Consider the following 14,498-nt stretch of genomic DNA (forward strand, 5'->3'; position numbering starts at 1 on the left):
TTAAAACTCCTCCCACTCTTCAGCCGAGTCTACAAAATTTTCACCTTTGCTTTTATTACTAACGAAGCTATTTTGTTGCTGATGAGATATTTCAGGTGTGCGAATAACAGGCGATACCACTGCCATATCTTGCTGGCCTAATGAGAAAAAGTGCAGTAAATGGCGCATTTCATTGGCTTGTTCCGCCATTGATTCACCTGCAGCCGATGCTTGTTCAACTAATGCCGCATTTTGCTGGGTCATTTCATCCATTTGCGATACAGCTTTATTTACTTGCTCAATACCTGCACTTTGCTCTTCAGAGGCTTGGGTAATATCGGCTATCATTTGCGTTACGCGTTTCACCGATACCACAATCTCTTGTAACGTCACACCTGACTCATTCACAAGCGCGCTACCGTCAGCAACTTTGCCAACACTGTCTCTAATTAGCTCTTTAATTTCTTTCGCTGCACCTGCCGAGCGCTGCGCTAAGTTACGTACTTCACCTGCAACAACCGCAAAACCTCGGCCTTGCTCACCGGCTCTAGCAGCCTCTACGGCAGCATTAAGTGCAAGCAAATTGGTTTGGAATGCTATTTCGTCTATCACTCCAATGATGTCGGCAATTTTCTTACTCGATTCATTAATCGCAGACATGCTGGTTACCGCTTTATTAACCACTTCTCCACCCTGAATCGCCTTATCACAGGTTTCTTCAGCTAAGTCATTTGCCACTTTAGCATTATCGGCGTTTTGGCGAACTGTACTGGTCATTTCTTCCATGCTAGAGGCCGTTTCCTCTAACGATGACGCTTGCTCTTCTGTGCGCTGGCTTAAATCAGCATTGCCTTGTGAAATTTCTTCAGCTCCACTGGCCACCAAAGTGGCTGATGTATTAATTCGGTTAATAACCTCAGTTAGTTTATCTGCTGTCGCATTTGCATCTGTTTTAAGTTTTTCAAACGAGCCTTGGTATTCTTTTTCAATCCGTTTAGATAAATCACCAGTGGCCATGGCATCGAGCATATTGCCAGTATCAGTTACCGCATCGTCAACCACTTTAACTAAACTATTAAGACCCTGAGCTAAACGTAAGAAAAAGCCATCTTTACCTTGCTCAGCTACTCGTGCATTTAAATCACCTTTGCTTGCTGCGCCGACTAATTGAGCAATTTCTTTTTCAATAGCAACTTCTGCGGTTCTGTCTTCCCACTCAACTACCGTCCCAATACGCTCATTGTCTGTGGTGATTATAGGGTTTGCCACTAAACCAAAGGTTCTGCCGCCCACTTTAATTTCTGTACTGTAAGTATCCGTTAACTTAGCCAACATATTTTGCTGATGGGCTGGATTTTTATGAAATATATCAATACTTTGATTAAGTAAGTTCTTGCTATCAAAGTTAGGTAAGTCAGTGCGTATATCATTTTGCGCAACACTCATCATATTTCTCACTGCGCTATTCATATACACAATGACATTCGAGGCATCAGCAATCATGGTATTGGTTGCCACGGTATCTAATGCTTGGCGAACACGTAAGTTTTCTTGCGCTCTAGCACGTTCAGCATCCGCTTTAGACACCTCATCAGTAATATCTTGCCATTCAACAATAGTACCTAAGCACTTGCCATCTTGATTAGTCCAAGGAGAAGCAATGATGTCAAAAATAAGACCAGCTAAATTCAACGTAGTTTTATAAGGAGCATCTAAGTTTTTTAGTCGCTCTTGCTGATTAGCTAGTTCCTGATGAAACTCATCAACACGGATATCCATTAACCCAGCGACTGAAAAACTAGGTAAAACAGTTTGCAACTCTTTTTCACGTGCTTTAAACATTTGCTTGATGCAGTCATTCACAAAAATAATGTTTAAATTTTTATCAGCAATCATCACACTTGCTTGGCATACTTTTAATGCGTTAGCCAAGTCGGCCGCTTTTTTAGAGGTTTTTTCTAGCTCTTTTTGCGCTGTGATATCGGTGGCGTACTTAATCACTTTAAATGGCTTACCATTCATATCGTAAATAGGATTATAAGAGGCATATATCCAAATTTCCTCGCCTTGTTTACCTATTCTTAAATACTCACCACTGTCATACTCGCCACGCCCAAGTTTATCCCAAAACGCTTGATATTCTTGGCTATTTGCATATTCAGAAGTAACAAACAATCTATGATGCTGCCCTTGTATTTCATTTGCCTGATAACCAAATGTTTTTAAAAAATTATCATTAGCGCCAATAATGGTTCCATCTAAATTAAACTCAATAACCGCTTGTGACTTACTGATTGCGGTAATTTGGCCTGCAGCTTCAACCGCTTTTAACTTTTGCTCAGTAATGTCTGTTGCAAATTTAACGACTTTAAGTACTTGCCCTTGCGAGTCTATAACAGGATTGTATGTTGCTTGGATCCAGACTTCTTTGCCATTTTTTCCAATACGCTTAAATTCATCTGAAATAAATTCACCCGCGTTCAAACGCTGCCAAAATTGACGATATTCATCACTTTGCGTTTCGCTAGGGCTTACAAATAAAGAATGGTGCTGGCCTTGAATCTCAGCGAGTGAGTAGCCCATTACACGAAGAAAATTAACATTGGCAGTAATGATTCTTCCATTAGGCTCAAATTCAATTATTGCTAATGATTTATGCAATGCATTTATAATCAAATCATTGCTTGATTTAGACTGTTTTGAATTACTAAACCATCCCATGCTTATCACCACCTTTAAGTTATTTGCTTTATTTAGTTACTATTACCGCTAAATATTCATGGTTGCCTGCAGGTTAATTAGCGCGACCATTTTATCACCCACATTCACTAGCCCTGCGACATATTCACTTTCATTTGTTTGGGTTAAACTTGGCACTGCTTTAGCGTCTTGCTCAGCAATACTGTAAACATCCGCTACGGCGTCTACCGTGATCCCCATCACTTTACTTTCTTGCTCAAACTCAACTTTTACAATAATGACTACCGTTAACGGTCCATACTCAATGGTGGGTAAACCAAAGCGCAATCGTAAATCAATAATTGGCACAATGGTGCCGCGTAAATTAATCACGCCTTTTACGTACTCAGGGGCATTTGGCAGTGCGGTTATATCTTCCCAGCTACGAATTTCTTGCACCGTTAATATATCTACTCCGTACTCTTCTTCAGCCATAATAAAGGTGAGAAACTGCTTAATGCCCTCTTTGCGCTGTAGTTCAATATTGCTATTTAATGCTATTGATTCAGAGAACATGAATCCTCCAAGATGGTCGATGGCTCAATACTCAATGCTTGGCTACCTGGCTTTTTTAACCCTGAAAGCTTTATCAAGCCGCTAATATCTAAAATTAACGAAACACGCCCATCACCTAAAATCGTTGCCCCCGACACACCATCCACTTTGTGGTAATTAGCCTCTAAGCTTTTTATAACCACCTGCTGTTGTGAAAGTAAATCGTCGACAAGTAACCCTACTTTTTGATTATCGTTTTCCACGACAACTAGTAAGGTTTTATCTAACGATTCAATGGCATTTTGGTGATTAAAAATGTCGTATAAACGTAAAATAGGAATGTATTCATCACGTAATCTGAGTACATCTAGGTCTTTACCAACACGGCTTACTTTTGCAATATCAATTTGCAACGATTCTACAATCGAGATCAGTGGAATAATGTAAGTATGCTTGGCTACTTTGACTAATTGCCCATCTAAAATAGCTAAAGTGAGCGGTAGCCGAATAGTAAAAGTAGAACCAATTCCAGCAGCAGATGTCACTTCTACCGAGCCATTTAATGATTGAATATTACGCTTAACCACATCCATACCCACACCACGGCCAGATAAGTCACTGACCTCATCAGCGGTAGAAAATCCTGGCATAAAAATGAGTTCGTTAATTTCATCATCTGTTAGCTCACTGTCAGCGGCGATCACTTCATTGGTAATCGCTTTTTCTTTGATCTTTTGAGTGTTAAGACCTTGGCCATCATCCATAATTTCAATGACGATATTGCCGCCCTGATGAAAGGCATTTAATGTAACCTTACCCACAGGATCTTTTCCTGCTGCAATACGTTTTTCTACCGTTTCAATACCATGATCCAATGAGTTTCTTACTAAATGCACCATAGGATCGGATATTTTTTCCATAACGGTTTTATCTAATTCTGTTTGTTCTCCTATCAGCTTTAACTCCACCTCTTTATTAAGCTTTTGGGCAATATCACGTACTAAACGTGGAAAACGACTGAACACAAAGTTAATTGGCAGCATGCGAATACGCATCACGTTTTCTTGTAAGTCGCGGGTGTTATGCGCTAATTGCGCAAGCCCCTCTTGAAGCGAGGTCACCGTGGTAGGCGTCATTTCTTGTTCGCTAAGCTGATTTAGCATCGCTTGGGTAATGACCAACTCTCCAACCATATTAATCAGTGAGTCGACCTTATCAATGCCAACACGAATGGAAGTTGACTCAGGCGCTGCTTTTGCACTGGTTGGTGCTTTTGGTTTATTGGTTTTGGGTTCAACAACCGTTTTTGGTGTTTCAATAACAGGTTCGTTGACCACTGCAGCTTCTGCTGCTTTACCATCATTAAATAAGCCACCGCAAAGCTCAATTTTAATATCGGCATCGTCCTCAACCCACTCAAAAATTTCTCTAATTGCTTGATCGTCACGGTCAGTGTTTAAGAAAAATCGCCAATATAAAAAGCATTCATCGGTCGTTAAATCTTTAATATCAGGTATGACATCTGTAAACGCTTGTACTTCCAATTCACCAAGTTCAGCTAATTCACTGATCATAAACAGCGGTTCGTTACCCGTTTTAAACAAATGAAAATGCGGTTTAAAATCAATTTGATAAGTATTAATAATGACCTGTTCAACACTGGCTTCTGCCACTACGGCTTCACTTTCAGGCATGCCAAGTAATCTTTCAAACTGCTCTCGTAATGAGTCAGCTTGGCTTAAATCAGGCTCTTCCTGTACTTTAAGCGAATGCAACAAGGCTCTTAAACAATCTACTGATTTAAGTAATAAGTTAATATGTTCACTGCTTATATTTCGCTGACCTTCACGTATTTGATCCAGTAATGTTTCTAGAACATGAGTGAAGTTTGCGATTGAATTAAACCCAAAGGTAGCACTGCCTCCTTTAATAGAATGGGCAGCCCTAAAAATAGTATTAATGGTTTCTAAGTCTTCTTCGCCCGGCACTAAGTTGAGTAATTCAGTCTCCATAACATCGAGGCCTTCAAAACTCTCTTCAAAGAACACTTCAAAAAACTGGCTTAAATCAATACTCACAGTGCACTCCTAGGTTAGCGGATTACTTTTTTTAGCACGGCTAATAGTTGATCTGGATTGAAGGGCTTTACAATCCACCCTGTTGCCCCAGCAGCTTTCCCTTCTACCTTTTTATCCATACCCGATTCTGTGGTTAACATAAGTAGCGGTGTAAACTTGTAATTCGGAAGCCCTCTTAACTCTCTAATAAGCGTGATCCCATCCATAACAGGCATATTTACATCAGAAATAACTGCATCAAAACCTTGCTGCTTGGCAATCGCTAATGCCTCACTACCGTCTTTGGCTTCGGTAACATCAAACCCTGCTGTTTTTAACGTAAAACTCACCATTTGACGCATTGATGCAGAATCATCTACAGCTAATATTCTTTTCATATAGACCTCTAATTAGTACTTTCTGGTGCTAGGTATTCACTTAAACCGAGTTGATCAATGGCATTGGTTAATGCATCACTACTGCCAACCCAGGCAATTTTTTGATTAATAGTAAGGAGATGTTTTTGTAGGGCACATAAAAGTTGAACCGAGGCCGTATCAGCAGACATTACATCGCTAATATCTAAGCAAATATCTCGGCTATTATTAAGTTCGCTTAATAAATCTTGATGTAAAACTTCAACATGAACAATTGAAAGTTCGTTTGGTAGTTTAAGCATTTTTTAAGCTTTTCCTTATCAACTCAATCCATAACAAAAGCTTAGACCGAGATAATGAAAACGCCATAAAAACGACTAAAAAATAACTAATTAATTAAAAACCGTTAATAAAAAACGCGAAAAGGGGCATAAAGCCCCTTTAAAATCGTAAAACCTTTAAAAGCTAGTTTTTGTAGTATTCGGCTATTTTAATAAATTCTGCGGTTAATTTTGTAGTATTAACCAAAGGCACATCTCCTTGTTTAAATTCAGGCTTAAAAATAGCTCTTAGTGCGCCACTGCCATCAACAAGGGCAACAGATGCACTATGATCCACCGCATAGTCGGATTCATTACTATCACTAATTGCGTAAATTAATCCAAGCTCGCGGACAAATGGAAATAAGTCTTTATGTTCACCTGATACAGCTAAAAAATCTGGATTAAAGTAATCTATGTACTCTTTACGTTTTTGAGCAATATCACGTTTAGGATCAACAGATATAAACCATACTTGTAGTGGATACTCAGCCTGCAAATTTTTATAGGCATTGTTGAGCTTAGCTAGCGTCATCGGGCAAATATCAGGGCAACTTGTGTAACCTAAAAACACTAAATTCCACTGGCCTAAAAACTGCTGTTTGGTTACTAACTTCCCTTGTTGATCACTCAACGAAAAGTCAGATAACGGTTTTGCGGTTTCATAAACTAACGCATCAAGATCTTGTAAATTTTTTTTATCACTACAGGCCGATAAAAAGAGTACTGAAAAAACAACTAAACCACACCATAACTGCTTCATATAACTAGCCATTTATCTATAAATAAGATGATAAATAGTATCATCAAATGAATAATCGAAAAACGAAATAAATCCATCGCAGTGTCTTCTTTGGCGGCAAACTTTAAGTTAATTGCTTTGTATATAAATACAATATTGAGAAGACATGCCCCGCTTAGATAAATAAGCCCTGACATGCCAATCAAATAAGGAAACACACATACAATGGCGAGTAATACCGAATATGCAAGCACGCATGTTTTACAAAAATCGATACCATGGGTGACCGGTAACATGGGGATTTTAGCCCGCTCATAATCACTTTTACGCGCGATGGCGAGCGCCCAAAAATGAGGTGGGGTCCAGGTAAATATAATCATCACCAGCAACCAAGGGGCTGCCGCCATTTGATTTGTTTCAGACACCCAACCGAGTAATGGAGGCATTGCACCGGCTAATCCCCCTATAACTATATTTTGTGGTGTGGCACGTTTTAAAAATGACGTATAAATAAACGCATAACCAACAAGTGCAAATAAGGTCAGTATGGCTGTGAGCGTATTTGCCCACAACATCAGCATAATAAAGCCCGCAACGCCAATCACAGCAGCAAAGCTCAGTGCATGTAATTTACTTAAACGCCCTTTAGCAACAGGGCGATGGCGGGTGCGTGCCATTTTGCTATCAATTTCGCTATCAACCACATGATTGATGACTGCGGCGGCCGCAGAGAGTAATCCAATCCCTAATAAACTGATGAACTGAACCCCAACACCTCTGCCAACATCAGGGGCTAGCGCTAAGCCAACCCATGCTGTTAACACTAGCATAGCCACTACTTTAAATTTACTTATTGCCAAATAATCTTGGATTAAGTGGTAACTTTTAGTCAATAACGATGCGCTGTAAACGGGCTGCATTGCTTTTTTATTAATTGTAAGTGCCATAATCATTCCCCTCTAAGTACGTACTTTTAGGTAATAACATAACCTAACCATAGTTAATAACAGTATGGCAGCCATTAAGTTATGCGCCAGTGCCACGCCTAACGGAAAATGAAAATGCACCACGGCTAACCCTAAAGCTATCTGGCAGAATAACGCCACTAACACACTCACCGTACAGCTTTTAATTTTTTGCGAATAGGCATGACTGTATATACGCCACATCACCAAGGCTAAAACAATGCAAGTAACTAAGGCCCATATTCGATGCAGTAAATGAATAGACATACGCGCCTGTTGCGACAACACACCAAATTCATAATTACTGTGCTCAAGGGGGAGCTGAAAGACACTACTGAATGAAAAAGGCTGAGCGTAACTACACAGCGGTAAGCCATTACAATGTGGAGCCGCATAATTAGCCGCTAACCAACCACCAAGGGCGATTTGTAAAATCAGTACCGTTAATGCCACGAGGCTTAATTTAAAGTGAGGTTTTGCGCCCGCATCACCACCCGTAATAGGTTGGCTGGTCAGACGCAAATACAATAGCGTTAATAACGCTAAAATACTAAATCCTCCGAGCAAATGCCCCATAACTATAAGCGGCTGTAGGTTCATAGTAACCGTCCACATACCTAATGCGGCCTGAAAAATAACAAGCAGCAGCAATATCATAGGCAACCTTACAGGCGTGGTTGGGTACTGACGCTTTAGAAAAGCTAAAATAAACAACACTAAAATTAATACCCCAAGCGTGCCTGCAAAGTAGCGATGGATCATTTCTTTCCATGCTTTTGCTTTTTCAAATATCATATCGGGATAACTTTGAATCGCTTGTGCAATCTCTGCTTCGTGTTTAGGCACGGTTAAAAAGCCATAACAACCAGGCCAATCGGGACAACCAAGCCCTGCGTCACTTAAACGCGTGTATGCGCCCAGAGCCACCACAATTAATGCGAATAAACTCGTTGCTAATACCAAATTTTTATAGTTTTTATACATAGCATCCTCTACTTAGCTCGAACGAGAGTAATTGAGTAATTTTTTTAGATCTTTTAATAACCCTTTTTGGATCAAACGGTTTTCTTGTGGTTGAGAACTAAATGGATACTCCAGTACAATTAGCCCCATATGATCGATTAAATACAAACTGGCAGGTTTTAACTGCTGTTGCTCATCAATAACATGCCAACGCGTTGTAACTAGCTCAGGCTGTCCCATAATAGCCATATCAACTTTGTGTTGGTTTTTGCCAAGGGCAACATATAAATTGTCTAAAGCGGCTAATTGCTCTGTGCAAGACGCTTTGCATTGTGCTGAATAATTTAAAGCGATGGTCCATTGCTTAGGATTATGCTGCGCCCAATTGTCTAGCTTAATTTCACGCTCTAAAAATTCACCATGGTTAGTAATTGCTGTAGGTAGCCAATCAAGTTTTAACGCGCTGTAAGCCAGCACTAAGGGAATAGCGCAGCACACAGCAAAGAGTAACAGGGGTTTATTTTTCATTATCTATCCTCTTCCTGCTTGCAAAAATAGCGACCACCACACAGGCAACCGCAATTAAAAACCACTGTACTGAGTAGGCATAATGTTTTTCTGGACTCATAACAACGGCTTCATAATGAGGGGCAGCAATTTCATCAGCTTGACCTTGGCGGTAAGCCATAAAATTCACTAAAGGGCGATTAGATTGGCTACTCAATGCTTGTAAATCAATGATTTGAATTCGTTTGGCTAAATCCGACTGAGTATTGTTATTGGCTAAGGTAAAGCCACTTAAATTATCTTCTTTAATTTGTGCCGTTAACGTAAATTTACCACTAGGTATTGTTACGTTTGGTAGGATTTCTCTTGAACGTTCTGCTTTTACCCAGCCTAAGTTCACTAACAAAAAGCGTGATTCATCAGACAGTTTTAATAATGCCAGTAAGTCGTAACCAACCTGACCATTATAGATTTGATTATCAAGCAACCAATAATTATTAGTGTCAAAATAACCATTTAACGAAACCAATACACCGGTTTTGTTCCACTCTTTTGGCAGCTGTTGTAACTCTGCCCAGCTCATTACGCCATGTTGTTGTATATTTTCAATGGCACTAAGCTGCTGTTGCTTTTGTTCTGCTCGCTGTAATTGCCAAAACCCTAGTCGCACACAAACCAATACCACAATAACAACCAAGCAAATTGTTATTATTGAGCTAAGCTTTTGTTTGTTAAATACAACTAACTGCATAAGGGTATAATCCAGTGATTATTAAAATTATTATTGTTCTACTGTTATTATTTATATTATTTAATTTATTTCGTGCTTTATTAATTATGGTGTCAGGGAAAACCAATGGACGCCCTATGTCTCACTTTTTAGGGCGTCGGGTGTTATTTTCTGTTGTGGTATTAGTGATGGTGATTGCCGCACTAAAACTTGGTTTTATTAAGGCAAATCAGTCTCCCTTAATCACTAAAGCACATACACAAATACAAACAAACACAGCCAAACAACATCAACAAAATGCCAGTACCAAGCTGCAGCTTGAAAGGCAAAGTGCTTATCTTTAGTGAAATGTCCTTTCATAATGCGTAAAAACACCACCAATAAAATAATTGTTCCTAAGGTGACGTGCATGCCGTGAAAGCCGGTTAACAAAAAGAAGGTATTGCCATAAATGCCCGCATCAAGGGTTAAGTTAAGATCGTTATAAGCATATATATACTCTTCTACCTGCAGCCCTAAAAAGCACACTCCGAGTAAAATGGTCGCTCCCAAGCATACTTTGAGTGGGGTACGTTTATTATTTTCCATCGCCACATGGGCAAAATGTAAAGTTACCGACGAGGCCAGCAAAATAAGGGTGTTGATAAGCGGCAACCCTTGCCAGCCCATCGCTTGGGTCGAAGTGCCTCCTGGGGTATTTAGCAATGGCCACATGGCTTCAAACGTCGGCCACAATACTTCATTTGTCATGGCGTTGTTATCCGCACCTCCAAGCCAAGGCACAGAAAACATGCGAGCATAAAAAAGCGCCCCAAAAAATGCCATGAAGAACATCACTTCTGAAAAAATAAACCAGCTCATACCTTGCCTAAAAGAACGGTCCATTTGTGCAGAATAAAGCCCTTGATCAGACTCGTGTATGACATTTTTAAACCAGCTAAACAGCATGTAAAGGAGTACAGCTATACCTACGTATAACAAGTAAACGCCATTACCACCCTCTTTGCCCATATCCATTACGGTTAAGGCTGCGCCTACCGCAATAAAAAATAACGCAACTGCCCCAACTATTGGCCATGGACTTTGCTCTGGTACATAATAATGTTCATATTTTTGATTCATTTTATTTGCTCCTAGTTTTTCACTAGTTTTATAAGCTAGTTATTACTGGCTACTAGCCGCTCGCTAATATCAAATACGGTATAAGACAGGGTTAACTCTTCTACATCACTGGGTAATTCAGTATCTACATAAAACAATAATGTAAACTCCAGCTCTTCACCTGCCTTTAACGGTTGCTGATCAAAGCAAAAACACGCTATTTTGTGTAAATACTTGGCCGCTTTTCCTGGTGCTACCGACGGTATAGCCTGCATTACTTTATCTTCATTACTGTTATTTTTAGCGCTAAACTTAACTTCACGCATAGCCCCAGGCTTTACATCTACACTGTACTCTTTAGATTTAACTTCAAAAGGCGCACCACTTTGCGCATGCGTAGTGAAACTAACGCTGACTTCTCTATTTTCAGTGACCAAGGTACTTTGCTGTGCCTGCTCTAACGAGGGCTTACCATTAAGCCCCGTTATATCGCAAAACACGTCATACAAAGGGACCATGGCAAATGCAAATGCAAACATTGCAATGCAAATCACCACCAGCTTTTTTAATAACGGCAAGTGAGTCATTATTTAATGTCCGGCGGCGTTGAGAACGTATGATAAGGCGCAGGTGAATCAACTTCCCATTCAAGCCCCTCAGCTCCATCCCAAACTTTTGCAGGCACTTTGTCGCCCCCTTTTGCACATTTATACACAACCACCACAAATAATAATTGCGATAAACCAAAGGCAAACCCACCTATACTAATAATGGCGTTAAAATCAGCAAACTGTAGCGCATAATCTGGAATACGGCGTGGCATACCGGCTAACCCCACAAAATGCATTGGGAAAAACAGCACATTTACACTTATTAACGACAACCAAAAATGCCATTTTGCTAAGGTAATATTGAACATGTTTCCGGTCCATTTTGGCAGCCAATAATAAGCCCCCGCCATAATAGAAAACACCGCGCCCGTTACGAGTACATAATGAAAGTGTGCAACCACAAAATAGGTATCATGATATTGGAAATCGGCAGGTGTAATCGCTAGCATCAACCCCGAAAAACCACCTAAAGTAAACAACACAATAAATGCGATACTAAACAGCATTGGCACTTCAAAGCTAATAGACCCGCGCCACATAGTCGCTACCCAGTTAAATACTTTTACGCCGGTAGGTACCGATATCAGCATAGTCGCGTACATAAAAAACAACTCACCCGCCACGGGCATACCAGTGGTAAACATATGATGCGCCCACACAATAAAGCTCAACAAGGCAATGGAGGAGGTGGCATACACCATAGAGGCATAACCAAATAGTTTTTTACGTGAAAAGGTGGGAACAATCGTAGAAATAATGCCAAAGGCAGGCAAAATCATAATATAAACTTCAGGGTGACCAAAAAACCAAAAAATATGTTGGAACATCACCGGATCGCCACCACCAGCGGCATCAAAGAAACTGGTCGCGAAGTATTTATCGGTGAGCACCATAGTAACTGCACCAGCAAGTACCGGCATAACTGCAATAAGTAAAAACGCCGTGATCAACCATGTCCACACAAATAACGGCAGCTTCATCCACGTCATACCCGGAGCACGCATATTTACTATGGTGACCACCACATTAATGGCCCCCATAATCGAACTAATACCCATAATATGCACAGCAAATACAAACATTGCTGTGTTGTCGTTACTATAAGTGGTGGAAAGCGGCGCGTAAAAGGTCCAACCAAATGCAGGGCCACCACCAGGCATAAATAATGAAGCTAATAGGATTAAAAACGCAAACGGTAAAATCCAAAAGCTCCAGTTATTCATTCTCGGTAAGGCCATATCTGGCGCACCAATCATTAGCGGGATCATCCAGTTTGCCAAGCCGGTAAAGGCTGGCATAACCGCACCAAACACCATTATTAAACCATGCACTGTGGTCATTTGATTAAAAAAGTGAGGATCAACCAGTTGTAGGCCCGGCTGAAATAACTCAGCTCGAATAACCATCGCCATTGCCCCACCAATTAAAAACATGGTGAGTGAAAAAACTAAATATAAGCTACCTATATCTTTATGGTTGGTTGTAAATAACCAGCGCTTAAAGCCTGTGGCAGGTTGATGGGCATGATGAGCCTCATTGGTATTAGGTTGTTCTGCAATGCTACTCATTATTTAGCCTCCCCATCAGCATCCAGTGCCGCTTGTATCTCGCTCGGTTGAATTACATCACCAGTGTCATTACCCCACGCGTTGCGTTTATAGGTAATAACAGCTGCTATTTGCTTGATTGATAATTGCTTTGCGAAAGACTGCATAGCCGTACCTGGTTTACCGTGGAGCAAAATATCTATATGCCCTTTGATATCACCTATGACTATTGGGCTGCCTTTAAGAGCCGGAAAAACACCCGGCAAGCCTAATCCTGTTGGCTGATGGCACGCCGCGCAGCTCGCCATATAAACCTGCTCACCAAGCGCCATCAGCTCTTCTTTTGGTACAACTTGGTCTAATAACGCAGCGTCTGCTGCAGCTGCTTTTTGCTTGGCTTGTTTAGCCTCTGCTAACCACGTTTTGAAGTCTTCTTCAGTTTTAGCTTCTACCACAACAGGCATAAAACCATGATCTTTACCGCAAAGCTCTGCACACTGCCCACGGTAAGTACCAACCTCATTAATATTGGTCCATGTTTCATTAATAAACCCAGGGTTTGCATCTTTTTTAACGGCAAAGTCAGGCACCCACCATGAGTGAATAACATCATCTGAAGTCATTAAAAAACGTACTTTTTGATTAATTGGTAGTACCAGCGGTTTATCGACCTCGAGTAAATAATTCGGGTTTTTATCAGCAAGGTTGGTTATTTCATTTTGAGGTGTAGCTAGCATGGAATAAAACTCAACGTCCTCCCCCATATACTCGTAATGCCACTTCCACTGTGAGCCTGTAATTTTAATGGTGAGATCAGCTTTGCTGGCATCCTCCATGGCAATTAAGGTTTTAGTCGCAGGAATGGCCATAACAATTAATATGACAAAAGGGATCGCAGTCCACAGTATTTCTACTTTGGTGCTTTCATGGAATTGGGCAGGGACAGCCCCTTTAGATTTGCGATGATGAATGAGTGCCCAAAACATAATGGCAAACACGATCACCCCAATCACACAACATATTAAAAAAATAGTCATGTGCAGTTGGTATACATTATTACTTATATCGGTTACGCCTTTACGCATATTATATTGGCTATTAGCAAGCACATTCTGCGAAAAAACAAACAATATAAGCCACAAGGAAGAACTCAGCTTACCCATGTGACGGCTCCTTTGATGCTATTGCTGACGCAAAGCGAAGAGGCATACGGCTTAAACGCCTATTCGTTATTTTTATTTTTTATAAGGGTGCTGGATTTAGTAAATGTGTGTTCTCAAAACGACTAAGCTGTGAGTTATTTTTATTCCAGCTCTTTAATAACTAGTTAAAAAATAAACAATAAGCAAGGTGAGTATGAAAAAT

15 protein-coding genes are annotated in these 14,498 nt (G+C 40.4%); 1 reads left to right on the forward strand and 14 read right to left on the reverse strand.

The window, feature by feature from the left end; genetic code table 11:
- From ABZP26_RS15550 to ABZP26_RS15595, 10 genes are all read right to left on the reverse strand, one after another.
- Complete coding sequence (locus tag ABZP26_RS15550; RefSeq protein WP_033102771.1) at positions 1 to 2,700, reverse strand: methyl-accepting chemotaxis protein; 2,700 nt, start codon at positions 2,698 to 2,700, stop codon at positions 1 to 3.
- Between the two features lie 48 nt (positions 2,701 to 2,748).
- Positions 2,749 to 3,234, reverse strand: coding sequence for a chemotaxis protein CheW (locus tag ABZP26_RS15555; RefSeq protein ID WP_013466129.1), 486 nt, complete (start codon positions 3,232 to 3,234; stop codon positions 2,749 to 2,751).
- Positions 3,216 to 5,291, reverse strand: a complete 2,076-nt coding sequence (locus tag ABZP26_RS15560) for a chemotaxis protein CheA (RefSeq protein ID WP_013466130.1) — start codon at positions 5,289 to 5,291, stop codon at positions 3,216 to 3,218. The genes ABZP26_RS15555 and ABZP26_RS15560 overlap by 19 nt, the downstream gene beginning before the upstream one ends.
- Positions 5,292 to 5,305: 14 nt before the next feature.
- On the reverse strand, positions 5,306 to 5,668 hold the full coding sequence (locus tag ABZP26_RS15565) for a response regulator (RefSeq protein WP_013466131.1): 363 nt from the start codon (positions 5,666 to 5,668) through the stop codon (positions 5,306 to 5,308).
- Positions 5,669 to 5,676: 8 nt separating this feature from the next.
- Positions 5,677 to 5,949, reverse strand: coding sequence for a lipid asymmetry maintenance protein MlaB (locus tag ABZP26_RS15570; protein ID WP_024602184.1), 273 nt, complete (start codon positions 5,947 to 5,949; stop codon positions 5,677 to 5,679).
- 163 nt (positions 5,950 to 6,112) lie between these two features.
- Entirely contained in the window at positions 6,113 to 6,730 is a 618-nt protein-coding gene (locus ABZP26_RS15575) for an SCO family protein (protein ID WP_028834830.1), read from the reverse strand.
- Positions 6,727 to 7,656, reverse strand: coding sequence for a heme o synthase (gene cyoE, locus ABZP26_RS15580; protein WP_013466134.1), 930 nt, complete (start codon positions 7,654 to 7,656; stop codon positions 6,727 to 6,729). Before cyoE ends, ABZP26_RS15575 begins: the two co-directional genes overlap by 4 nt.
- Before the next feature lie 12 nt (positions 7,657 to 7,668).
- Positions 7,669 to 8,658 carry a heme A synthase gene (locus ABZP26_RS15585; protein ID WP_024602181.1) on the reverse strand — a complete coding sequence of 330 codons (990 nt, stop codon included), beginning with the start codon at positions 8,656 to 8,658 and terminating at the stop codon, positions 7,669 to 7,671.
- Positions 8,659 to 8,670: 12 nt separating this feature from the next.
- Positions 8,671 to 9,165 carry a hypothetical protein gene (locus ABZP26_RS15590; RefSeq protein ID WP_013466136.1) on the reverse strand — a complete coding sequence of 165 codons (495 nt, stop codon included), beginning with the start codon at positions 9,163 to 9,165 and terminating at the stop codon, positions 8,671 to 8,673.
- A complete protein-coding gene (locus tag ABZP26_RS15595; protein WP_013466137.1) occupies positions 9,155 to 9,895 on the reverse strand; it encodes an SURF1 family protein in 741 nt (246 codons plus the stop codon). Before ABZP26_RS15595 ends, ABZP26_RS15590 begins: the two co-directional genes overlap by 11 nt.
- A gap of 14 nt (positions 9,896 to 9,909) precedes the next feature.
- On the opposite strand from ABZP26_RS15595, the gene ABZP26_RS15600 reads away from it, so the two are divergent.
- Positions 9,910 to 10,218 carry a DUF2909 family protein gene (locus ABZP26_RS15600; RefSeq protein WP_081745118.1) on the forward strand — a complete coding sequence of 103 codons (309 nt, stop codon included), beginning with the start codon at positions 9,910 to 9,912 and terminating at the stop codon, positions 10,216 to 10,218.
- Here the strand turns inward: ABZP26_RS15600 and ABZP26_RS15605 are convergent.
- From ABZP26_RS15605 to coxB, 4 genes are read right to left on the reverse strand one after another with little or no spacing between them, the layout of a single operon-like run.
- Entirely contained in the window at positions 10,121 to 10,996 is an 876-nt protein-coding gene (locus ABZP26_RS15605) for a cytochrome c oxidase subunit 3 (RefSeq protein WP_028834829.1), read from the reverse strand. The genes ABZP26_RS15600 and ABZP26_RS15605 overlap by 98 nt on opposite strands.
- Positions 10,997 to 11,031: 35 nt before the next feature.
- Entirely contained in the window at positions 11,032 to 11,562 is a 531-nt protein-coding gene (locus ABZP26_RS15610) for a cytochrome c oxidase assembly protein (RefSeq protein ID WP_013466139.1), read from the reverse strand.
- A complete protein-coding gene (ctaD, locus tag ABZP26_RS15615) occupies positions 11,562 to 13,154 on the reverse strand; it encodes a cytochrome c oxidase subunit I (protein ID WP_368485135.1) in 1,593 nt (530 codons plus the stop codon). Before ctaD ends, ABZP26_RS15610 begins: the two co-directional genes overlap by 1 nt.
- Positions 13,154 to 14,296 carry a cytochrome c oxidase subunit II gene (gene coxB / locus ABZP26_RS15620; protein WP_013466140.1) on the reverse strand — a complete coding sequence of 381 codons (1,143 nt, stop codon included), beginning with the start codon at positions 14,294 to 14,296 and terminating at the stop codon, positions 13,154 to 13,156. The genes ctaD and coxB overlap by 1 nt, the downstream gene beginning before the upstream one ends.
- Positions 14,297 to 14,498: the final 202 nt, after the last annotated feature.

The organism is Pseudoalteromonas sp. SD03, from assembly GCF_040937955.1.
GTDB classification, from domain to species: Bacteria; Pseudomonadota; Gammaproteobacteria; order Enterobacterales; family Alteromonadaceae; genus Pseudoalteromonas; species Pseudoalteromonas tetraodonis.